The sequence below is a fragment of the Streptomyces sp. NPDC085866 genome (assembly GCF_044541035.1).
Taxonomy (GTDB): Bacteria; Actinomycetota; Actinomycetes; order Streptomycetales; family Streptomycetaceae; genus Streptomyces.
Genome location: NZ_JBITSQ010000012.1, coordinates 72,997 through 94,442, shown reverse-complemented (window position 1 = coordinate 94,442; position 21,446 = coordinate 72,997). Strand labels below are relative to the sequence as shown.

The window sequence follows — 21,446 nt, the reverse complement described above, 5'->3', positions numbered from 1 at the left end:
TCGGCGGTGTGGCCGTTTATGGCCTGTTGAGACCCCTCTGTGGCCGATTTGCCGCGTGTCCCGGTTCGGTGGATGTGGAGGACGTCTGCATAAACTCGGGAGTTCCCGAGGGGAGGGGACTTACGCGTGACGGAACCGACGGGCCACACCTGCCCGGAATGCGGGGCGCCGAGGGGGGCGGACAACACCCCGTCCTGCGACTGCACCCAGCGGGCGTCGGACGCCCTGCGCGAGGCGCGTACGGCGCAGGCGGCAGCGGCGGAGGACTTCAACCCGCTGCGCATCCGCCCGTATGTGGAGGTCGCGGGCGCGGGTGCCTCCGACGAGGGTGCGGCGGCCGAGACGCGCCCGGTGCCGGCCGTCGAGGCCACTCTTCCCCTGCGCCCGATGCCCGGCGCGAGCACCGCCGACCTGAGCCTCTTCGAGCAGGAGCCACCGTACGAGCCCGAGGCGGGCCCGGCGGAAGAGGAACCCCGGCGTCGTTCCCGCCGTACGGTCCTGCTGTCCGTCGCGGGTGCGGCGATGGCGGTCGTGGCGGCGGCCGGTATGGCGAGCGGGCTGTTCTCGTACCACCCGCCGGCCCGGGACCGGGCGGCCCAGGAGGTACGCCCGAGCGTCCCCGGGACGACGACACCGGGCACCTCGTCGGCCCCGGCACCGCCTGCCTCGCCCCACCCTTCCTCACCGCCGGTCTCCCCGTCGCCGAGCGACCCGAGCCCGACGCCGACCGTCACGTCCGCTTCTCCGACCCCCACCCGCTCCCAGAGCCCGTCCCCCACCGCCTCCCCCACCCCCTCGGCGACGACCATGGGCACCCCGAACGCGGCGCCCACCGCCTCCGCGCCGGTGCTGCAGCGTGGCGACAAAGGTCCGGAGGTCACGGAACTCCAGCTCCGCCTGCAGCAGTTGAACCTCTACGACGACCAGGCGAACGGCATCTTCACCCGCACCGTGGAGGACGCGGTACGCACGTACCAGTGGGCCCAGGGCATCACGGACGACCCCCTCGGCGTGTACGGGCCGGCCACCCGGGAGAGCCTGGAGTCGGAGACGACCGAGCCCTGACCCACAGCCCCAGGGGGCTCCGCTCCCTGGACCCCCGGCCTATCCCCATCCACCACCCGACTCGGTGGGTCGAGAAGCGGGCGAAACCCCGCTTACCCCACATGCAGTCGAACAGACCCGTCCCCCACGGCCTCGACCCGCACCTGAGTGAGGTCCCGTACGACGACATCGGGCCCATGGGCACCGGCCCGCGGCCCTACGCCGACGACCCGCATCCCAGCGGCCCGCCCAGCGGCGATACCCGCACCGGAGTCCTCGAAGACCACGCACTCCCCCGGCTCGATCCCCAGCTCGGCGGCCCCCTTCAGGAAGCCCTCGGGGTCGGGCTTGCTCGCGCCGACCGACTCGGCCGTGATCCGCACCTCGGGCAGCGGCAGCCCCGCGGCGGCCATGCGCGCGGTGGACAGGGCGACGTCGGCGGAGGTGACGAGCGCGTGCGGCAGACCGCGCAGCGAGGCGAGGAAGGCGGCCGCACCGGGGACCTCGACCACACCCTCCACGTCGGCGGTCTCCTCCGCGAGCATGCGGGCGTTGTCGGCGAGGTTCTGCTCCACCGGACGGTCGGGCAGCAGCACCGCCATCGAGGCGTGGCCCTGTCGCCCGTGGACGACCTTCATCACCTCGTCGCCGTCCAGCCCGTGCCGCTCGGCCCAGCGCCGCCAGATGCGCTCGACCACGGCGTCCGAGTTGACGAGGGTGCCGTCCATGTCGAGCAGGAGGGCGCGGGCGGTGAGGACGGTGAGGGCAGTGGCCGGCATCGGCAGCTCCAAAAGGGGAGAACGAAACAAGGCGGCCCCGCCCGCCGGTCAGGGAGAACGGGCGGGAGCCACTTTGTTCCTCTACGGTACAAAACATGGCCGGGGTCCGCCACCGCCTCGGGCGAGGGTTCACCAGCCGTTCAACTCAGCCCGCCACGCCCTCGTACAGGCTCCACACGCCGAGCCCCGCCATCAGCAGGGCCGCGATCTGCGTGATCAGCCGCAGCGGCACCCGCTTCATCAGGGCTTTTCCGCCGACGATGCCGAGACCGGCCACCGCCCACAGACCCAGGACCGCGCCGAGGCCGACGGAGATGGGGTCGTCATAACGGGCGGCGAGGTTGGCGGTCATGATCTGGGTGAGGTCACCGAACTCGGCGACGAGGATGAGCATGAAACCCGTGCCCGCGACCTTCCAGAAGGACTGGTCGGCCGGCCTGCGGATCGCCTCGTCGTCATCGACCCCGCCCTTCTGCATCAGCAGCACCGCGGCGCCACCGAGGAAGAGGACACCGGTGATCGCGTGCACGATCTGCTGGGGCAGCAGGGTCAGCACGCTGCCCGCCGCGACGGCGAGCACGACATGCAGCAGGAAGGCGGCGGCGACGCCCGCGAAGACGTACGAGGCGCGGTAGCGGGTGCCGAGGACGAGGCCGGCGAGGGCGGTCTTGTCGGGCAGTTCGGCAAGGAAGATGACGCCGAACACGAGCGCCGTCACGGTGATGCTGATCAACATTCCTCAATCGGTCGGGAGCTGCCCCGCCGAGAGTGCTGAACCTCACATGAGACACCTCGGCATGGCAGCACACTCGGCGCCCATGCCGTAGGGCACGGGCGTGCACTGCTTGCCGAAGGTCTCGCTGGACGGTCCTGGAAGGATCCGCCTCCGGGCGCCGGCTCAGGCTGGCTGAGCAGTATGTCGACGGTCCGGCGAAGAGCTACTCCCCTTCTGCGCATCCCATAGTACGCGACGCGAAAGTTCCACAGTAAAGCTTGTCGTGTCATGCGCACGTCACTAAGTTCTTACCGAGCGCTCACCCTCTGGCAACACGGCACCGCGAGCATTCCCTCGCTCGCGCTCCAACACCCCCACCCCACTAGGGAGTTCGCATGCCGAAGTTCTACGCGCGTCGACGCCTGAGCATACTCTCCGCCCTTACCGGACTCATAGCTTCCGTCGCCCTGTTCAACTCTCCGAGCGCCTCCGCCGCCCTCCCCACACCGGTCAGCGCCGCCACCGCCCGCAGCTACCTCTCCCAGCTGACCGTGGCCACCGAGAACCGCACCGGCTACAGCCGCTCCCTCTTCCCGCTCTGGATCACCATCAGCGGCTCCTGCAACACCCGCGAGACGGTCCTCAAGCGGGACGGCTCGAACGTCGTCACCGACTCCTCCTGCGCGGCCACCAGCGGCAGCTGGTACTCCCCGTACGACGGCGCCACCTGGACCGCCGCCTCCGACCTGGACATCGACCACCTCGTCCCGCTCGCCGAGGCCTGGGACTCCGGCGCCAGTCAGTGGACGACCGCCCAGCGCCAGGCCTTCGCCAACGACCTGACCCGCCCGCAGCTCCTCGCCGTCACCGACAACGTGAACCAGGCCAAGGGCGACCAGGACCCGGCCACCTGGGTGCCGTCCCGCTCCGCGTACGTCTGCACGTACGTCCGCGCCTGGGTGCAGGTGAAGTACTACTACGACCTCTCGGTCGACTCCGCGGAGAAGACCGCGCTCACGAACTACCTGGCGAGCTGCTGATCGCTGCCGCTCCTCCGCCCTCCTCGACCTCCGCCCGCGGGCGGGCCGTCGCGGAGGGCGGCCTGCTGTCCGGACGGCTACGCCGGCCGCCGCCGCATCAGGAAGCCGGCCGCGGCCCCGGCGCCGAAGAGCGCCGCCACCGACACACCCGTGGCCAGCCAGGTGGCGCCCAGCCAGCGGGCGCCGTAGTAGCCGAGGGCGACGCTGTAGGCGGCCCAGGACAGGCCCGCCAGGGCGGACCAGGGGACGAAGTCGCGAGCACGGCGGTGGGCGGCGCCCGCACAGAACGAGACGACCGAGCGGCCGGCGGGGGCGAAGCGGGCCAGGACGACCAGGGCGCCGCCACCGCGGGACAGGGCCTCGCCGAGACGTTCCTGCGCGGCGGTCAGGCGGCGGGACCGGGCGATCGCGCGGTCCAGGCGCTCACCGCCCCGCCAGGCCAGCCGGTAGGCCACCAGATCACCGAGGACCGAGGCGGTCGCGGCGGAGAGGATCAGGGCGAAGATGTCCGGCACGTCACCCGTCGCCGCGCCCGAGCCCGCCGCCGCCGCCGTGGCCGCCGTGATGACGAGCACTCCGCTCGGCAGCACGGGCACGAAGACGTCGAGCAGTACCGACAGGGCCACCATGGCGTAGATCCATGGACCGGAGGCCAGTGACCCCACGCTCTCCCACACGACGACTCCCCCGTTGCTCCCCCATGACAGCCATACAGCGTACGCCGGGGGTGTGACAGGAGGTTCGCGGGGGGGCACATGTGATCGACCCAGCGTGTTCGCGCACGCACTCACGCGCGAGCGCGCCCCTCCCTCTCCTGCGCGACGGCGCCCCTCCCCGCACAGCGGGAGAAGGACGCCGTCACCGGACGGGGGCGGTCAGGCCGCCATCGGGGCCCGCTCCGCGGCCGACTGCTGCGGCTCACCCGCACGCCGGGCGAACAGCCGGTCCAGGCCGAAGGCACCGGAGCCGGTGAAGACCAGCAGGAAGAAGGTCCAGCAGAACAGGGCCGACAGCTCGCCGCCGTTCTGGATGGGCCACAGGGCGGCCTGCTGGTGGACGTCGAAGTACGCGTACGCCATCGAGCCGGAGGCGATCAGCGCGGCACCGCGGGTGCCGAGGCCGAGCAGGACCAGACCGCCGGCGACCAGCTGGATCACGGCCGCGTACCAGCCGGGCCAGGTGCCGGACGGGATCGTGCCGCCTTCGGTGCCGACGGCGCCGCCGAGGACGCCGAAGAGCGAGGCGGCACCGTGCACGGCGAACAGCAGGCCGATGACGATGCGGAAGACGCCGATGACGTACGGCTGAGCGGAGTTGAGACGCGCGGACATGGGGGTGCTCCTCTTCGGTGTCGGTGTGGCCGGCCGGCCGGGGACAGGCCGGTCGTGGGGGCGGCGGTACCGAACGAGGGACCCAGGTTAGGCGGACCTAATTCATGCTTGCAAGTTCAACATTTGGCCATGGTTCCGCTTCCGCTTGCGGTTCCGCATCGGCCGCGACCGCACGTAGGACGGCTCGCGCCACCGCGTCGGCATCCGAAAGCGTGACCGAATCCACCCCTGGACGGGCGCCCGCGGCGGTCACCCAGTGCACGCCCTCGGTCGGCACACCGAAGGCGAACCGCCTTGCGTGTATCCGATTTTGACGGTCAATCAGACAATAGGGGCGCGGTGTCACATCCAGCCCTCCGGTTTCGTAACCGTCCACAGTGTGCGGCCGGCAGGCGCCGCTCGCCAGCAGCCTCGCGAGCAACTCGTCGGCCGTCCGCCGCAGATCGGGTTCCGGAAGACGCGCCTCTATGAGGGTCGTCACACGCACCGCCGGCCCCGGCACGTCCGGCGAGTGCGCCGCCCAGGCCCCCTGCTCGGCCCGCACCTCCAGACGTGGCCCCAGCACCTCGACCACGCCCGCCTCGACCAGGGCCGCCAGTTCCTCGATCCGGCGCCGGGGCGGGCCGATGGACAGGAAGGCGTTGAGCGGGGTGTACCAGCGGTCCAGGTGCGCACGCCGGGAGTCGCCGGTCAGGCCGCCGTGGTCCACCACCAGGCGTATCTCGTTGCGCAGGTCGCGCAGTACGTCCAGCGCCGCCTTGAGCGGTCCGCGCACGTTGCCCAGGGCGGCCTGCGCCGCGTCCTCGCGCAGATACGCCAGCAGCCACGCCCGCCACTGCCCGGCGTCGGTGAACTCCCGCTCCCCGTACGGCCGGGAGACCAGCTCCCAGCTCCAACGGTCCTCGGCGCCGACCCCGAACTCCTCCAGCAGCACCGCCTCCCGGGGGTCGCCGTGCGGCACGGCGAGGAAGCGGTCGGCGAAGTCGGGCCGGCCGGTCAGCGTGCCGTAGTAGACCGTTTCCACCTCCTTCGCGACCAACGGCCATATCTCCGTGCGGAAGTCGGGCGCCTCACCGGAGTCGGCGCGTTTGCGGAAGCCGGTTATCACCTCGGGGGTGAGCACCAGTGGGAGATGACGGCCGTACGGGCCCTTCGCGTTGTCGCCGCGCGCCTGGTACGGCACCCCGCGCCGCGAGCCCGCGTAGATGCGCGGCTCCCGTCCGGAGGGCCGGTAGTGCAGGACGCCGCCGGCAGCGCGGACGAAGCGGCCGCCCCGGCCGGTGGTCAACAGGGCCATGTGGTCGAAGAAGTTGAGGCCCAGGCCGCGCAGCAGCACCGGTTCGCCGGGCGCGAGCGGGGAGAGGTCGACGTCGGCCGGATTGGCGGGGGGTATGTGGCGCAGGCCGTGCCGCTCGGCGTGTCCGGCCGCCCGGTCCTGTTCCGCGTCCGCCGCCGTCGGCAGGTGCCCCTGGGCCAGGACCACCGCGGTCAGCCCGGACAGCACCCGGCCGTCGTCGAGAGTGAGCGTCTGACCGCCGCCGGGGCCGTCGTCCAGCCGTACGGCACGAGCCCGGTGGATCTCGACGCGCACCGCCCGTGGGGCCGCCCGGACGGTCCGCGCGAACACCCACTCCAGATAGCGGCCGTAGTGGGCGCGGGTGGGGTAGTCGTCCGGGCCCAGCTCGCCCTCCGCCCACTCGTGCAGGCTGGGGCCCGGGCGGATCGGGCCCGAGCAGTCGACGCTGGCGTCGGTGAACAGCGTCACCTGGCTCGCCACCGTGTTCATCAGCAACTCGGCCGACTGCGCGGTCCGCCAGACCCGGCCCGGGCCGGGCGGCGCCGGGTCGATCACGTGGACCGTCAGCCGGACGCCCGCCGGAAGGAGTTCCGGTGCGGAGGCGCAGAGGCGCTCCAGGACGCTGGTTCCGCGGGGTCCGGCCCCGACCAGGGCGACGGAGACCGTGGGGGATTCCTGGATCGGTGCAGACAACGGCGTGACTCCCGGGCGTGTGGGGCGCATGGCAGCAGACCGCCCACAGGAAGCGGACGGTCCGCCTCATCATGCCTGTCCGGGATTCGGCGGGCGGGTGGACCCCTGGCCCCACCCGCCCCAAGACACGTTTCACCGGCCCGAGTTGTCCGTCATTCCGGTCATGGATGCACACTCAGGGCGCGACGGCCGCCCGCTCCTGGCCGTACTCCCGAGCATGCACATGCCCGTCGAGCGGGAAGGCGGGCGGCGCCGCCGGCAGCAGCCGGGCCAACTCGTACCCGCACTTCTGCGCGACCCGGCACGAGGCCGCGTTGTCCGCCTGGTGGAGCAGTTCGAGGCGGGTCAGCCCGTCACCGCCGAAGGCCGCGAAGGCCCAGTCGGTCAAGGCGTGCAGCGCGCGCGGTGCCACTCCCCGGCCGCGTGCGGGGGCCGCCGTCCAGTACCCGACCTCGGCAAGGGGGGCGCCCGGGGCCTCGGTGAACTTCAGGACCGCGTGCCCCAGCACCCGCTCCGGCTCGGGGCCGGACTCCACGACGGCGAAGGCGAACCGGCGCCGCTCCTGCCACCCACGCGCCTGATCCTCGATCCACCGGGCCGCGCCCGCCTCGTCCTCCACCACCCCGCTGGTCCAGCGGCGCAGGGCGTCGTCGCGGTACGCCTCGACCAGCGCGGCCGCGTCTCCCGGGCACCACGGCCTCAGCAGGAGAGCGGGGCCCGAGGGAGTGGCGGCCACTTCCAGACGTGCCGTGGGCATACGGTCCTCCCGATCGCTCGACGGCCCTGTCACCGGGCCGTTCCCGTGCTCAGCGCCTCAACTGCCCATTCGATCACGGGAGTCAGCGGATCCGGGGCGGGCCAGCCGTTGACCAGGGAGAGGAGTCGGGTGTACCGGTCCCAGCGGGGGTCGTTCACCGTGGCCAGGTGACGCACCAGCCAGGCGCGCAGCTCGGCGTCGTCGGGCCGGCCGACGGCGCCCGCGCAGGCCGCGGTGAGGCGTGTGACGACGGGCCCGGCCTGCGGCGACCCCGGATCGACCCCCGAGGACACGGCTGTCGCCACGACATCACGGGTGACGGCGACGACGTCCGGCCGTGGCGGCACGGCGGCGCCGTCGGACCGTGCGCCTGCCTGCTCCTCGACCAGCCCCCGCAACCGGGCCCGGAAGTCCGGGTCCAGGGACAGCTCCGCCAACTCCACCCACGCCGTGACCTGTTCCTCCGTGGGCCGGTCGGGCAGTTCGGGAGTCAGCGACCGCAGGGCGGCCGCGGAAGGGCCCGTACGATCCGCCCCGCCGCCGAAGACGGCGCCGAGGAAGTCGTCGATCAGGCGCCGGCGTTCGGCTTCGGACAGGGTGGCGAGCTGGTGCATGCGTTCCATCTCCTCGAGGGTGGCCTCGCGCCCGGCCGCCGCGACCAGCACCGCCCGCCGCAGCCGCAGGATGCCGATCTGCACGTCCAGGGCAGCGGCGTGCTCCGCGGCGACCCGGCCGAGCGGGAGGTCCCGGTCGAGGACACGGCGGATCGTGTCGAGGCCGAGCCCCAGCTCGCGCAGGGTCCGTACGAGGGCGAGTCGGGCGACGGCGTCCGGGCCGTAGCGGCGGTAACCGGCGGGCGTGCGGTCGTCCGGCGGCACCAGGCCGCGATCGGAGTAGAGCCGGATCGTCTTGACCGTCAGCCCGGTACGCCGGGCCAGCTCACCGATCGAGTACAGGGTGCCGCCGTCCATGACCCCACCTTCGCGTCTCCCCCTGCGGGAGACTCAAGTGCCCGACGACGGCACGGGCAGCGCGACCGGCCCGGGCGGCGGCCGGCCGCCGCCGCGGGCACCTGCGAACGCGGGCCCCTACCCCGCCGCCCCGCGCACGGACTGTCCCCGCACCTCCAGCCCGCCCAGCAGTTCCGCCGTGGCCTCCGCCACGGCCTGCACGGCCTGTTCGAACACCTCGCGGTTGTGGGCGGCGGGCGCCCGGAACCCCGAGACCTTCCGCACGTACTGCAGCGCGGCGGCGTGGATGTCGTCCTCGGTGGCCTCACCGGGCAGTACGGGCGGACGCAGCGTCTTGATACTCCGGCACATGCCCCCAGTCTCACGCACGGCGCGCGCCCCTGCGAAGATCCCACCGAAGGCGGCCACCGATTCCCGGGGCCGACCGACGAGAGGAACATCCTCATGACGAAGCACACCGTGGCGATCCTGGGCCCCGGCGGCACCGGCGGCCTCCTCGCCGCCCTCCTGTCCCGCGCCGGCCACCGCGTCGTCTGCCTGGCCCGGCAGGCCACCGCCGACACCCTGCGCGGCACCGGAATCCAGGTCCGCAGCCGCCAGTTCGGGGACTTCACCGCGCCCGTGGAGGCGGACACCGAGCTGCGCGAACCGGTGGACGCCTGCGTGATCGCCGTCAAGCACACCACCCTGGACACCGCCCTGACCCGCGTCCCGCCCGCCGTCCTCGGCGACGCCCTCGTCGTACCGCTCCTGAACGGCGTCGAACACCCCGCGGCCCTGCGCACCCGCTACCGTCCCGACCGCGTGGCCCCGGCGGTGATCCGAGTGGAGTCGACCCGCCTGACCCCCGGCCTGATCGAACACGGCAGCGACTTCGTGGACATGGACCTGACGGGCGACACCGCCCCCCGCCCCCGCCTGGAAGCCCTGGCCGCCACCCTCTCCAGCGCGGGCGTGACCACCCGCGTGCTCGAGGACGAGACGACGGCCCTCTGGTCGAAGATGTCCTTCCTGGCGCCCTTCGCCCTGCTCACCACCCGCTACGACCTCCCTCTCGGCGAGATCCGCACCCGCCACCGCGAGGAGCTGGAGGCCCTGGTCGCCGAGACCACCGCGGTCAGCCGGGCCTGCGGGGCCCCCACGGACCCGGCCCGGGCCCTGGCCCGGTACGACACCTTCCCGCCCGCCGCCAAGTCCTCCATGCAGCGCGACGCCGAGGCGGACCGCCCGCTCGAACTCGACGCCATCGGCGGGGCGTTGCTGCGCGCGGCGGACCGGCACGGCGTGCCGGTGCCGGTGGCGGCCCGCCTGGTGCGGGAACTGCGCGCCGCCGGCCACTGAGCCGGGAGCGCGGGCACTTACTCGTTCGCGTGAACCTCACAGCCGAACTCGCCACCCAAAATCGAACAGGCGTAGCATTGCCGCGTGGCTACGACCTATGAATTCCCCAGTGACCTCCTCGCCGGTCAGGAGGAGCTGCATCAGGTCCGGGCCGAGCTGTCGGCCCTGCTCAAGCGGCTGCCCTGGTCGGTCGAGCCGATGGACGGCTTCAGCGACGACAACGGCTGGCGGAAGGTGGAGCGGCCCGCCTCCCCCGGTTGGACGGCGGACGAGCAGGCCGAGGTGGAGAAGCTGCGGCAGCGCGAGCACGAGCTGGCGGTGTTCGTCAGCGGCCACCGCTTCTGGTCCGAGGTCACGGCGGCGGAGCGGGTCGAGGCCCGCACGAAGCTGAAGCACGCCCACGAGGGGGCGGCCGAGGACAAGGAGTGAGCCGAGGACGCCGAGGACAAGGAGTGACACGAAAGCCCCCCGACCGGGACCGGTCGGGGGGCTTCTCGCTTCTTCTGGTGGGCGCGGACGGTTTCGAACCGCCGACATCCTGCTTGTAAGGCAGGCGCTCTACCCCTGAGCTACGCACCCGGGACAGGTCGACAGCCTACATGGCCAGGGGGGCAGTGCCGCAAACCCCGTCCGGGGCGGGGACGGCTCCCGGCCGGACGGAAAGTGACGGTGCACACGGCGAACTGACCGGCCCGTGTGTTCGTCCTGAACGGGTGGGAGAATGACACCACCCAGGGCGAACAACGGCACGGGAGAGGGATGTGACGGCGACACCGGGCACGCCGGCGACGAGGTCGTACCCTCCTTCGGGCGCTCCCTCGGCTCTGCGCGACACCCTCACCCTGATGAGCCTGCCGGTGCTCGTCGCGCTCGCGCTGCCCGCCGCGTTCGCCGGCGGTGGCACCCGGCGCTGGTTCGGCGGCCGCGCGGAGAGCCAGCGGGCCGAGGCGCAGGCCGCGAAGGACGCCGCCGCGGCCGCGTTCTACGAGCTGGACACGGCCCAGCGGGACCTCCGGATCTCCATCGAGACCATCTCGGCCGTCGACGACTCCCCCGCCGCCCGGCGCGCGGTGGCCGACTTCGCGGCGCTGGGCGGCCGGATCGACGAGGTCAGTCAGCGCTACATCCAGGCCGTGGACGCCCATGACCTGGACCGGGACGACCTGGAGGCCGCGGCGGCCGCCCGGGCGCGCGGCGAGCTGACCGCGGCCAAGGACGAACTGGTTCGGGTCAAGCAGGAGCTGGACCGCTTCGGCAGCTCGCTCGGGCCGCTGCTCGGCAAGGCCGAGACCCAGCTGGCCCGGCTCGCCCCGGCCGTGGAGCGGGCCCGGCAGGCGCTGCTGGGCGCGAGCAACGCGCTGGACGCCGTACGGGAGAAGGGCCTCAGGGCCGACGACCTCGCCGCGCGGCTCGCCGTGCTCGCGCCCGAGCTGACCAGGCTGAACCAGGGAGCCGGTCAGCACGGGGTGGCCCCGACGCTGGAGCGGGCCGAGCGGGTGCAGCGGGAGGCCGCGGCGATCCGGGCCGAGGCGGAGCGGCTGCCGGAGAAGGCGGCCGAGATCGACCACCGGCTGGTGAGCCTGCGCACGCGGGCCCAGGCGCTGACCACCCGGGCGGGCCAGGTGGACCCGGTGCTGAGCGAGCTGCGGCGGCGGTTCGCGGCCGCGTGCTGGCAGGACCTGCAGCAGGTGCCCACGCAGGCCACGGAGAACGTGCGGCAGGCCGAGCTGAAGCTGCGCGAGGCCCAGGCCGCCCGGGACGCCCAGCGCTGGCCGGACGCCACCTCGCTGCTGTCGACGGTACGGGCGCTGCTGAACACCACGGACGAGGCCGTGTCGGCCGCCGGTGACCGGCTGACCCGGCTGAACGCCGTGCAGAAGGATCCGGAGCAGGAGATACAGCGGACCCGGTTCGCGATCCGGGACGCCCAGCGGCTGGCCATGACCGGCCGTACGACCCCGGATCCGCGGCATGCGCGGCCACTGGACGACGCGGTGGCGCGGCTGGAGCGGGCGATCGGCACGCTGGAGGGCCGGCACCCCGACTACTGGCACTTCCTGACCGAGACCGACGCCGTGCGGCAGACCACGGCCCGCGTGGTGGCACAGATCCGGGAGGAGCGCGGGGGCCCCGGGCACTGAGCCGTTGCCGCCGAGCCGCGCCGGGCGGATATTGGGTGGAGGTACGTAGGGCCGCCGCCAGCACGCACAGGGAGGCGAAGATGGCCTCACACACCATGCACACGGAAGCACGTAACCGGATTCGGTTCGACGACCATCTCCCCGTCGACCATCGCCTGAACAAGGTCTACCGGATCGGCGCGGGCCTGATGGGCCTGTTCCTGCTCGCCTTCGGCATTCTCGGCCTCACCGACAACATCGGCTTCTTCGACACCGGCGGGAACACCGCCCTGGGCCTGAACACCAACGGCACGCTCAGCGTCCTGTCCGTCTGTGTCGGGCTGCTGCTCTGCGTCGGGATGGTGATCGGCGGGAACTTCGCGTCGACGCTGAACATGACGCTCGGCATCCTGTTCATCCTGAGCGGCTTCCTGAACCTGGCCCTGCTCGACGGCGACTACAACTTCCTGGCCTTCAAGATCCAGAACGTGCTGTTCAGCTTCGTGGTCGGCGTGCTGCTCATGGTGTTCGGGATGTACGGCAGGGTCGGTTCGACCCTGCCGCACGACAACCCGTACTGGCGGGCCCGCCACCCCGAAGCGGAGCAGCGGGCCGGTGCACCCGGGGATCAGGTGCGGTAGGCGTAGAAAGCCGCGCTGGGGTACGACGCGACGAGGCTCGCCACCGACCGGTTGTAGGTGTTGTTGGAGTGGTACGTCACGTACGGCACGCCCTGCGGGCTGCGGTACGTGACGATCATGGAGTGGTCCTTGGACCCGTCCCTGTTGAAGTCCATCTGCAGCACGTCACCGATGTCCAGCTGGTAGACGTTGGCCAGGCTGGTGACGCGCTTGGAGGACAGGGCGAACCAGGAGAACTCGTTGACGCCGACGAACGAGTCCGACTGGATGTCGGCGTTGCCGAACCACTTGTGGAAGTCGTTCGTGTAGCCGGGCACGTGCTTCCAGCCGCCGGCCTTCAGGGACTGGCTGACGAAGTTGGTGCAGTCGCCGCCCGCGCCCTGCCCGTTGTAGTCCGGGTAGTCCGGGTTGTAGTTCCGCCAGTACTTGGTCGCGTACGCCACCATCGCCTTGTAGTCGTAGGCGCCGGTGGTGACGTTCTTCTGGTTGGCCGGCGCGGGCCACGTGGTGGCCGCACGGGGCGCCTCGGGCGGACCGTCGTCGGCCGGGCTCGCCTTCACGGAGGACGGCTTCGCGATCTGGTTCACCGCGAGGTAGCCGCCGTCCGTGTCGCGGACACCGGTCAGCTGCCAGCTGCCCTGCTGGTCGGCCTTGAAGGTCAGTTCGTGGTGGGCCTGGAAGCCGGTGGTCTTCGGCTCGGGGCCCTTGACCTTCGCGTAGGTCAGCGTCGTGGTCTCGGTGACGTCGGCCTTGGCCGTGCGACCGGTCACGCGCGTCGCGTCCAGCGTGACGCGGGTGCTGGCCTTGCTGTACTTCTCGCCCAGCTTCGCGAGGCGGGACTGGCGGCCGCGCAGTTCGGTCAGCGCGGAGTTCTCCTGGCGCGACTGCCCGGAGGACAGCTTGACGTCTCCGGAGAAAGTGGAGGCCAACGGCTTGGACCGGTGCTGGTCGCTCCGGTCCACCAGGGCATCCGTGCGGTCCGTGAAGACCGCGTCGGCCAGCCGCTGGAAAGTCGCCTTGGTCGCGGCGTCCACCGTCGGGTCGTCCACGACCGCCGCACCCGCGCTCCAGTTGGGCACCAGGGCCACACCGGCGACGACCGAGGCGGCCGCCACCGAGACTATGCCGGCGCGACGCCCCTTACGGCTCAGTTTTCTCGATTTCAATGATGTTCCCCTCTACACCGGCACACCGACCGGGCGAGGGCATCTTCGCATGACGTGTGCGCCAGTTGTGAAGGGGGTTGCACAAGTGGAACTTGCGGCGCACGAAGGTCACTTGACCACGGTGGACCAGTCACGCGGCGACTGCGCAGGGTCAAGGGCGCGCAGCTGCTCCAGGGTCGCCGGCTTCTGCACGTCGAGCCAGTCGGACAGTTCCTTGAAGGACACGCACTTGACGCCCTTCTTCGTGCACACGTTCTTGACGACCTGGTCGATGGCCTTCATGTAGATGCCGCCGTTCCAGCTCTCGAAGTGATTGCCGATGAACAGCGGTGCCCGGCTGCCGTAGTACACGCGGTTGAAGCCGGCCATGTAGGTGTCGACGGTCTCCTTCTCCCACTGCGGGTAGTCGGCCGGGTTGCCGTCGGTCTCGCCGTCGGACTGGTTGGCGAGGAAGTTGAAGTCCATCGACAGGCCCTGGTAGTCGCCGCCCTCGTAGGGGAGCAGCTGCAGCGGGAAGTTCCAGACGCCGTTCTTCTTGGCGGGCCATATCTGGAAGTCGCCGGTGGAACTGGCGTCGTAGCGCCAGCCGTAGCCGTAGGCCTTGATGGCCTTCAGCAGGTTCTTCTGGCCCTCCAGGCAGGGCGCGCGGCCGCCGGCGACCTCCTTCTTGAAGTCGAAGGGCAGCGCCGCGACGTCCTTGAAGCCGGTGTTGGTCTTCCAGTGCTCCACGATGTCGTAGAACTGGTCGATCTCGCTCTTCCACTCCTCGACGCTCCAGTCGCCGCCGCCCTTCTTCTCGCAGAAGTGGCCGTTGAAGTGGGTGCCGATCTCGTTGCCCTGGTCGTAAGCCTCGCGGAGCTGCTCCAGGGTGGTGCGTATGTGGTCGTCGGTGGCGTAGTCGATCGCGGCGTCGCCCGGGTCGTGCTGCGGACCGTGGTAGAGGGTCTTCTTGCTCTTGGGCAGCAGGTAGATGCCCGTGAGGAAGAAGGTCATATGGGCGTCGTACTCCTTGGCCAGCTCCCGGTAGTGCGAGAAGAGGTGGTCACTGCCCTCCAGAGCGCCGTCCCAGGAGAAGACGACGAACTGGGGCGGCTTCTCACCGGGCTTGAGCGGCTTGGGTACCAATTGCCCCTTCTGCGGGCCGGTGTAGGAGGTGGAGCCGTCGCCGAGGATCTTCGTCTTGCCGTCCCACACGGGCGTCTTGCCGGGCTTCGGCGCGGCGGTTCCCCGGGTGTCCTTGCTGGAGGCGGTGGGCGCCGTGTTGTCCCGGTGGTTGAGCACCAGGTAGCCCGCGATCGCCGACGCGACGGCGAGGAGGGCGGCCAGAGTCCGCATCCCGAGGCCGGTGGGACGGGGGTGGGCTTTGGCCCGACGGCGACGGCCGGTCGGCGACTTCTTGTTCATGCGGCGGCTCATTCTGGTGCGAGGAGGAGGGGGGTCGGCGCGGGGTCTCGGGGGTCAGCCGAGGCCCGTGGCGTGCGCCCAGATGCCGTACGGGACGTCGACGTCGTCGGTGGTGGTTCCGGCGAACCCGTCGAGCGACAGGGGTTCCAGGGACTTGGTCAGGTCGATGCGGTAGACGACGACGGAGGTGGACACGGACGCGGAGGTGCCGACGTACCAGGCGGCGCTGTCGTCGTCGGTGGTGCCGGCCTTGCCCGACACCTGGGCCGTGCTCGTCGGGTGGGCGAGGCGGTACGACTCCGCCAGCGCTCGCTCGACCTTCTCGGCGACGTCCGCGCCCACCGCCCGTTGCGGGCGCGGGGTGGCCAGAGACACCTGGGTGCCGTTGCGGGTGATGCGGCGCACCGAGTACGGCTCGGTGTGCGTGCCCGAGGCGGCGAAGGTGGCGTATCCGCTCGCCATCCGGATGGCGCTGGGTGTGGAGTTGCCCATCGACAGGGCGGGCACCTGCGGACCCATGCTGGAGGAGAGCAGGCCCGCCGCCACGGCGGTCTCGCTCACCTTGTCCAGACCCGTGTCCATGCCGAGCTGCATGAAGGGCGTGTTCACCGACTGGGCGAGAGCCTTGTCCAGGGTGATCTGCCCGTAGGACTTCTCGCCGTCGTTGTGGGCGGCGACCTTCTTGCCGCTGCGGTCCCAGTAGGGACCCTCGGGCGTGGTGACGGGGACGCCGTCGTCGCCGTCGTAGACGGTCTCGGGCGTGACGGGCGTCGCGGGTCCGCCGCGGGTCTTGTGGACCCCGTGCTCCAGACCGGCGGCGTAGACGAAGGGCAGGAACGCCGAGCCGGCCTTGACGGTGGTCGCGTTGGACTCGTTGTAGCCCTGCTTGCGGTGGTCGGGACCGCCGTAGACGGCGAGGATCCGGCCGTCGGCGGCGACCGAGGCGGCGCCGTAGTGGGCGGTCTTCGCCTGCTCGGGGTGCCCCTTCCTCCCCTGCTCACGGGCCTTGGTGACGGCGTCCGTCAGCGCGGTCTCCCGCTTGCGGTCGAAGGTCGTGTAGATCTGGTAGCCGCCGAGGTCGAAGTCCCGGTCGGAGATGTGGGCGGCCTTCTTGGCGTACTGCTGGGCCAGCTCCACCAGATAGTCGCTCTGCGTGCCGGTGTCGTAGACACGGCCCGACTTGAGCGGCTCGGGGAAGGTCTTGTACTTGGCCCGCTCGGCCGGCGACAGCTTGCCGATGTCGACCATCCGGTCCAGGATCCAGGACCAGCGCTCGACGGCCCGCTTGTGGTTGGCCGCGCTGAGGGTGGGGTCGTAGAGCGCGGCGCCCTTCAGCATGGAGGCGAGCACGGCCGCCTCGCTGGCGTTGAGCCGGCTGACGTCCTTGCCGTAGTAGGCCTGGGAGGCGCGCTGGATGCCGTAGGTGCCGCGGCCGAACCAGCTGGTGTTGAGGTAGCCCTCCAGGATCTCGTCCTTGCTCATCTTGTTGTCGAGCTTGAGCGAGATCATCGCTTCCGTGAACTTGCGGCTGACGGTCTGGTTCTGATTCAGGTAGACGTTCTTGACGTACTGCTGGGTGATGGTGGAACCACCCTCGGTGTCCCCCTGTCCGACGGTGCGCCATATGGCGCGGGTGATGCCTTTGACGGAAATACCGGGATCCGTGTAGAAGCTCGCGTTCTCCGCGGCGAGCACCGACCAGCGGACCTGCTCGGGTATGTCCTTGAGGGGCATGTCCTGGCGCCGCACCCAGCCGGTGCGGGCCATCGGCGTCCCGTCGGACCAGAAGTAGACGTTGTCCTGCTGGGTGGCGAAGGTGTTGAGGTTCTTCGGTATGTCCGTCATCTCGTAGGCGATGAACAGGAACAGGCTGATCGCGGCGAAGCCGGACAGCACGGCGCCGAGCCACTGGCGCCAGGAGGGTATCCAGCGGCGCCAGCCGATACGGCCGGGGCGCGGGTACAGCGGCCGGAGGCGACGGACGTACGGGGCGAGCGGCGCGAGCCGGGGGCCCGCGACGGCACGCAGCCGGGCGAGGGCGGACGTGGCGGCGACGGTGAGGCGGGCGCGCGCCGGAAGGCGGGCGCTGCGCCGGCGCTCCGCGCGGCCCCCGGCGGCGGGAGGCTCCGGCGGCGGAGGCACACGCAGCTGCATGGTGACGTCCGCACGGAGGGCGTCGACCTTCAGATGCAGAGTGGCATCCGCCTCCTGCGGCTGCCGCCGCTCCTCGGGCCGGGGACTCTTGTCGTCCCCGCTGCCCTCCGGCCGCTGCCATGACTTGGCCAAGGCTGCGTCTCCCCTCGCACTGGTCCTTGCGCGCGCGGTTCAGACTCAGCAAGGTGGACACCGCCGCAATGTTCTTCGCGGCTCGGTGAACCCCCCTTTTCCCCCGGTCTTACGGCTCCTCGCGGCTAAGCTAAGTTATCAGCGATCTTTTCAAAACCTCCGCACAAGTTTCGGGCAGAAGCGAACACTCATAAAACTTTGAGGTGCTGTGACAAGCGCCACTCCGGTTAACCTGTGCGCATGCCTCGCTATGAGTACCGCTGCCGTACGTGCGGTGACACCTTCGAACTGAGCCGTCCGATGGCGGAGTCCGGCGCGCCGGCCGCCTGCCCCGCGGGCCACGACGACACGGTCAAGCTGCTGTCGACGGTGGCCGTGGGCGGCACGTCCGCCGCGCCGGCCCCGGCGCCCCGGGCGGGCGGGGGCGGGGGCGGCTGCTGCGGCGGAGGCTGCTGCGGCTGACGCCGGCCGTGCGGGTCAGGCCTTCGGGCGGGAGGCCCGCAGGAACTCGCGAACGATCCGCTCCCCGGCCAGCACGCCACGCTCGGGGAGCGCACTGATCTCCGGTGCGCTCCAGCCGCTGTCGGCCAGCTCGCCGTGGCCCGGGCGCCAGCCCCGGTCGGCCGCCAGCAGCAGGTCGGCGTCGAGCAGGGAGTCCCCGGCGGCCAGGGTGAGGTGGGCGCCGGTGCGCCGGGCGACCTCGCGTACGGCCGCGCTCTTGGTGAGCGGCTTGGGGACGGCGTAGATCTTGCGGCCCTGGAGCGAGACCGTCCAGCCCCGGTTCTCCGCCCAGGCCGCCAGCTCCTTCACCCACTCCTCGGGCAGCAGCTCGCGTTCCACGACGAGATAGGCGAACAGGTCCTCGGCGACCCGGTGCTTGCGCACCCAGAGGGGGTCGGCGGAGGCCATCAGGTGTTCGCGGACCTCCTCCAGCGGCGCGCACTCTTCGGCGAGCCTGGCCAGCACCTGTGCGTGCCAGTCCTGGTCCGTGACGCCGTCGACCAGCAGGTGCCCGCCGTTGGCGCAGATCGCGTAGGCCGGCTGCGGACCGGGCAGGTTGATGCGCTGGTACTGCTTGCGGGTGCGGGTCGTGGTCGGCACGAAGACGGCCGTGTCGCCCAGGTCGGTCAGCAGCTGGGCGGCCGTCTCGGTCATGTAGGACAGCGGCCTGCTCTCGTGGACCTCGACGCACAGCAGCCGGGGCGCCCGCGCGTCCGGCATGGTCAGCGCGAGGGCCGCCGAGGAGTAGATCAGCGTGCGGTCGAGGTCGCTCGCCACCAGCACCGGCATCAGACGTTCACCGCCTTGCCGTCGGCGCCCGTGGCGCCCCGGGTGTACTTGGGGTGGATCAGCCCCACGCAGGTGTACGGCAACTCGCCGACCTCCTCCACCGGAACCCCTCTCTGCTCGGCCAGCAGTCGCACATGGTCGAGGTCGGCGCCCGCACCCGCCTTGGCCAGGATCTTCCATGGCACCCGGCGCAGCAGCACCCGGGTGGTCTCGCCGACGCCGGGCTTGACCAGGTTGACGTCGTGGATGCCGTACTCCTCACTGATCCGCTCGACGGCCCGCCAGCCCTCCCAGCTCGGGGTGCGGTCCTCCGCCATCAGCTCCTTGGCCGCCGCGTCGACGGTGTCGGCTACCTCGGGGAAGCAGGCGGAGACGGCGTCGAGGAAGGCCACGGAGACATCGGCGCCGGCGAGTTCGCGGTAGAACTTCGCGCCGTGGAAGTCGTTCGGGCCGACCAGGTCCGCGCGCAGGACCGTACGCGAGATCAGCCCGGAAACGGTCGAGTTGAGGCAGGCGGACGGTATGAGGAAGTCCTCGCGGGTGCCGTAGGTGCGCACGCACGAACCCGGGTCGGCGAGTACCGCGATCTCCGGGTCGAAGCCGGTGATGCCCTCCTTGTCCTCGAACTCCTCAATGGCCTGGGCGAGTTCGCGGGTGATGGCGCCCTTGCCGGTCCAGCCGTCGACGAAGACGACGTCCCGGGGGTCGTGGTGGGCGGCCAGCCAGCGCAGGGCGTTGGCGTCGATGCCGCGGCCGCGGACGATCGAGACGGCGTAGTGCGGGAGTTCGAGGCCGTGCCGGAACCGGGCCCAGCGGCGCATGAGCACGCCGACCGGGGTGCCGGCGCGGGCCAGGGAGACCAGCACCGGGCGGGGCGACCGCTCGGCGATGACGGTCTCGGTCACGACACCGACGGCCTGGGCGATCCGGGCGGCGGAGGCGTCCAGGGCGCTGTGGAACAGCTCCTGGTACTGGTCGCTGGGCTGGTACTCGACCGGCAGCGACTCGGCGTAGTGGGCGCCGCCGCTCTGGATGGCCTCCTCGCGCTCCTCGGTCGGCGCCTCCAGGGTCACGTCCGAGAGGTCCTGCAGCAGCCAGCCGACCTCTTCGGGGGCGTACGAGGAGAAGGCGGGGCCGCGGAGGGGCTCGGGCAGCATGGCCGGCCTTTCGGGGGAGGAGAGGGGCTCGGGGACGTACGAGGGGACGACCGCGAGCAGGACGTGCGGGGTGTGTGCGGCCAGGCGGGCCGGCAGGCCGTCGGGGGCGTGCAGCGCGGGGGTGTCGGCGACCGAGTCGACCACGGCGACGACGGCGTCGAAGCCGGCACCGGCGACGTTGTAGGCGTACCGCTCGCCGGGGCCGTCGGCCGGGTCGTCGTGGGCGGGGAAGACCAGGCGGGTGCGTATCGCGTAGCCGGGGTCGTCGACCGCGAGGACGGGCGAGCGGGTGGTGGTGGAGAAGCGCACCTCGGCGAGGATCACCTGCTCCAGCTCCCGGGCGATCCGCAGCGGGGCGTACATCAGCTCCTCGAAGCCGAGCACCAGCACCCGCCGGGCGTCGGCGGGCAGCGCCTCGGCGACCCGCGCGGCCATGGCAGGCAGCGCGGCCTCCAGCCGGGCCCGGTGGGCGGGGGTGAACCCGTGCCGACCACCGTCGGGGAGGCCGGGGGGCCAGTGGAGGTCGACGCGGGTGATCTGTCCGCCGTGCCGAGGCGACGGCGCCCATGCGACGTGGTCCGGCTGGTGCGCCCCTTCAGGGGCGCGGGGCGAGGCATCATGCGGCTCCGCCGCGCGGGCGCGACCAGCCACAACGGACCCGCACCCGGCCGCCGACGCCTCCTCGGCAGACGCGTACCGCGCAACCAGCTCCTGCCCCTTCTCCAAGACACCGTCCGGCAGCCGCACGGTCCCGGACGCCGTGGCGACAACATCCACCCGCGCCCCGATCTCCGTGGCGAACCGGGCCAGGCGGGCAGAGTCCTCAGCAGAACGCATATCGACCAGGGCCACCACCACATACCGCCGCCGCGGATAACGTTCATGCAGGTCACGGATGGTGTTGAGCACCGTGTTCCCGGTGGAGAACTCGTCGTCGACCAGCACCAACGCCCCATCTCCGGCCAGGAGCCCCGCGTCCTCGGGGAGCAGCAGGTGGGAGGTGGCGTGGGAGTGGGACTCCTCGAAGCCGCCCGCCCGGGCGACCCCGGCCACCGGGCGGCGCGTGGAGTGCAGGTACGGGGCGAGGCCCAGGCCGTCGGCGACCGAGTGGCCGAGGCCGGTGGCGGTCTCCGCGTAGCCGAGGACGACCGCCGAGGCGGCCTCCGTCTCGCCGAGCAGCTCGCGGACCCGGCGGCCGAGGCGGAAGCCGTGGCCGTAGACCACGGACGGCGACTGCGGTACGTGCTTGCCGAGCACGTGGGAGACCAGCAGGTGGGCCCGCTTGGGGTTGCGCCGCAGCGCCAGCCCGAGCAGGGCCTGGAGCCCGTCGTCGCCCTCGAGTCCGACTCCGAGCCGCTCGGCGACCCAGGTGCCGGACCAGACCCCGTCGTTCACTGCGTTCTTCATGCGTTCC

General features: G+C 71.7%; 20 protein-coding genes and 1 tRNA gene. 7 read left to right on the top strand and 14 right to left on the bottom strand.

Annotated elements, in window-relative coordinates; genetic code table 11:
• Positions 1-126: 126 nt before the first annotated feature.
• Entirely contained in the window at positions 127-1,065 is a 939-nt protein-coding gene (locus ACIF83_RS29395; RefSeq protein ID WP_399731338.1) for a peptidoglycan-binding protein, read from the top strand.
• Between the two features lie 92 nt (positions 1,066-1,157).
• Here ACIF83_RS29395 and ACIF83_RS29390 read toward each other — a convergent pair whose 3' ends face one another.
• Together ACIF83_RS29390 and ACIF83_RS29385 are read right to left on the bottom strand one after the other, a co-directional pair.
• A complete protein-coding gene (locus tag ACIF83_RS29390; protein ID WP_393465669.1) occupies positions 1,158-1,823 on the bottom strand; it encodes an HAD-IA family hydrolase in 666 nt (221 codons plus the stop codon).
• A 145-nt stretch (positions 1,824-1,968) separates the two neighbouring features.
• Entirely contained in the window at positions 1,969-2,556 is a 588-nt protein-coding gene (locus ACIF83_RS29385) for a TMEM165/GDT1 family protein (RefSeq protein ID WP_393466981.1), read from the bottom strand.
• 377 nt (positions 2,557-2,933) lie between these two features.
• Here ACIF83_RS29385 and ACIF83_RS29380 point away from each other — a divergent pair, with 377 nt between their 5' ends.
• Complete coding sequence (locus ACIF83_RS29380) at positions 2,934-3,578, top strand: HNH endonuclease family protein (RefSeq protein ID WP_393465666.1); 645 nt, start codon at positions 2,934-2,936, stop codon at positions 3,576-3,578.
• A 77-nt stretch (positions 3,579-3,655) separates the two neighbouring features.
• On the opposite strand, the gene ACIF83_RS29375 is transcribed toward ACIF83_RS29380, so the two are convergent.
• From ACIF83_RS29375 to ACIF83_RS29350, 6 genes are all read right to left on the bottom strand, one after another.
• The gene (locus ACIF83_RS29375; protein ID WP_393465663.1) at positions 3,656-4,255 is read right to left on the bottom strand and encodes a DedA family protein; all 600 of its coding nucleotides are present in this window, start codon (positions 4,253-4,255) and stop codon (positions 3,656-3,658) included.
• A 198-nt stretch (positions 4,256-4,453) separates the two neighbouring features.
• Entirely contained in the window at positions 4,454-4,909 is a 456-nt protein-coding gene (locus tag ACIF83_RS29370; protein WP_398137326.1) for a DoxX family protein, read from the bottom strand.
• A gap of 97 nt (positions 4,910-5,006) precedes the next feature.
• Positions 5,007-6,929 carry an FAD/NAD(P)-binding protein gene (locus tag ACIF83_RS29365; protein WP_393465657.1) on the bottom strand — a complete coding sequence of 641 codons (1,923 nt, stop codon included), beginning with the start codon at positions 6,927-6,929 and terminating at the stop codon, positions 5,007-5,009.
• 145 nt (positions 6,930-7,074) lie between these two features.
• Positions 7,075-7,656 (bottom strand): GNAT family N-acetyltransferase, encoded by a 582-nt coding sequence (locus ACIF83_RS29360; RefSeq protein ID WP_398137328.1) that lies wholly within the window; start codon positions 7,654-7,656, stop codon positions 7,075-7,077.
• A 29-nt stretch (positions 7,657-7,685) separates the two neighbouring features.
• Entirely contained in the window at positions 7,686-8,627 is a 942-nt protein-coding gene (locus ACIF83_RS29355) for a MerR family transcriptional regulator (RefSeq protein WP_399731334.1), read from the bottom strand.
• A 117-nt stretch (positions 8,628-8,744) separates the two neighbouring features.
• Positions 8,745-8,978 carry a DUF2277 domain-containing protein gene (locus ACIF83_RS29350; RefSeq protein ID WP_393465650.1) on the bottom strand — a complete coding sequence of 78 codons (234 nt, stop codon included), beginning with the start codon at positions 8,976-8,978 and terminating at the stop codon, positions 8,745-8,747.
• A gap of 93 nt (positions 8,979-9,071) precedes the next feature.
• Between ACIF83_RS29350 and ACIF83_RS29345 the strand changes: the two genes are divergently transcribed.
• Complete coding sequence (locus ACIF83_RS29345; protein WP_399731330.1) at positions 9,072-9,968, top strand: ketopantoate reductase family protein; 897 nt, start codon at positions 9,072-9,074, stop codon at positions 9,966-9,968.
• An 84-nt stretch (positions 9,969-10,052) separates the two neighbouring features.
• Positions 10,053-10,397, top strand: a complete 345-nt coding sequence (locus tag ACIF83_RS29340; RefSeq protein ID WP_399731327.1) for a hypothetical protein — start codon at positions 10,053-10,055, stop codon at positions 10,395-10,397.
• Positions 10,398-10,472: 75 nt separating this feature from the next.
• Here the strand turns inward: ACIF83_RS29340 and ACIF83_RS29335 are convergent.
• A tRNA-Val gene (locus ACIF83_RS29335) sits at positions 10,473-10,547 on the bottom strand.
• A gap of 182 nt (positions 10,548-10,729) precedes the next feature.
• Here ACIF83_RS29335 and ACIF83_RS29330 point away from each other — a divergent pair.
• Both ACIF83_RS29330 and ACIF83_RS29325 read left to right on the top strand, forming a co-directional pair.
• Positions 10,730-12,109, top strand: coding sequence for a hypothetical protein (locus tag ACIF83_RS29330; protein ID WP_393465641.1), 1,380 nt, complete (start codon positions 10,730-10,732; stop codon positions 12,107-12,109).
• Positions 12,110-12,189: 80 nt separating this feature from the next.
• Complete coding sequence (locus ACIF83_RS29325; RefSeq protein ID WP_393465639.1) at positions 12,190-12,729, top strand: DUF4383 domain-containing protein; 540 nt, start codon at positions 12,190-12,192, stop codon at positions 12,727-12,729.
• Here the strand turns inward: ACIF83_RS29325 and ACIF83_RS29320 are convergent.
• The 3 genes from ACIF83_RS29320 to ACIF83_RS29310 all read right to left on the bottom strand — a co-directional run bounded on the left by ACIF83_RS29320 (position 12,717) and on the right by ACIF83_RS29310 (position 17,492).
• Complete coding sequence (locus ACIF83_RS29320) at positions 12,717-13,844, bottom strand: amidase domain-containing protein (protein WP_399731323.1); 1,128 nt, start codon at positions 13,842-13,844, stop codon at positions 12,717-12,719. The genes ACIF83_RS29325 and ACIF83_RS29320 overlap by 13 nt on opposite strands.
• Before the next feature lie 159 nt (positions 13,845-14,003).
• Entirely contained in the window at positions 14,004-15,299 is a 1,296-nt protein-coding gene (locus tag ACIF83_RS29315; RefSeq protein ID WP_393465633.1) for a hypothetical protein, read from the bottom strand.
• 54 nt (positions 15,300-15,353) lie between these two features.
• Positions 15,354-17,492: a transglycosylase domain-containing protein gene (locus ACIF83_RS29310; protein WP_393466979.1), complete on the bottom strand. Its 2,139-nt coding sequence runs from the start codon at positions 17,490-17,492 to the stop codon at positions 15,354-15,356.
• Positions 17,493-17,825: 333 nt separating this feature from the next.
• On the opposite strand from ACIF83_RS29310, the gene ACIF83_RS29305 reads away from it, so the two are divergent.
• Complete coding sequence (locus ACIF83_RS29305; protein ID WP_393465631.1) at positions 17,826-18,047, top strand: zinc ribbon domain-containing protein; 222 nt, start codon at positions 17,826-17,828, stop codon at positions 18,045-18,047.
• Positions 18,048-18,062: 15 nt separating this feature from the next.
• Here ACIF83_RS29305 and ACIF83_RS29300 read toward each other — a convergent pair whose 3' ends face one another.
• Both ACIF83_RS29300 and ACIF83_RS29295 read right to left on the bottom strand, forming a co-directional pair.
• Positions 18,063-18,875: an HAD family hydrolase gene (locus ACIF83_RS29300; RefSeq protein ID WP_393465628.1), complete on the bottom strand. Its 813-nt coding sequence runs from the start codon at positions 18,873-18,875 to the stop codon at positions 18,063-18,065.
• On the bottom strand, positions 18,875-21,439 hold the full coding sequence (locus tag ACIF83_RS29295) for a phosphoribosyltransferase (RefSeq protein WP_399731318.1): 2,565 nt from the start codon (positions 21,437-21,439) through the stop codon (positions 18,875-18,877). The genes ACIF83_RS29300 and ACIF83_RS29295 overlap by 1 nt, the downstream gene beginning before the upstream one ends.
• Between the last annotated feature and the right edge of the window lie 7 nt (positions 21,440-21,446).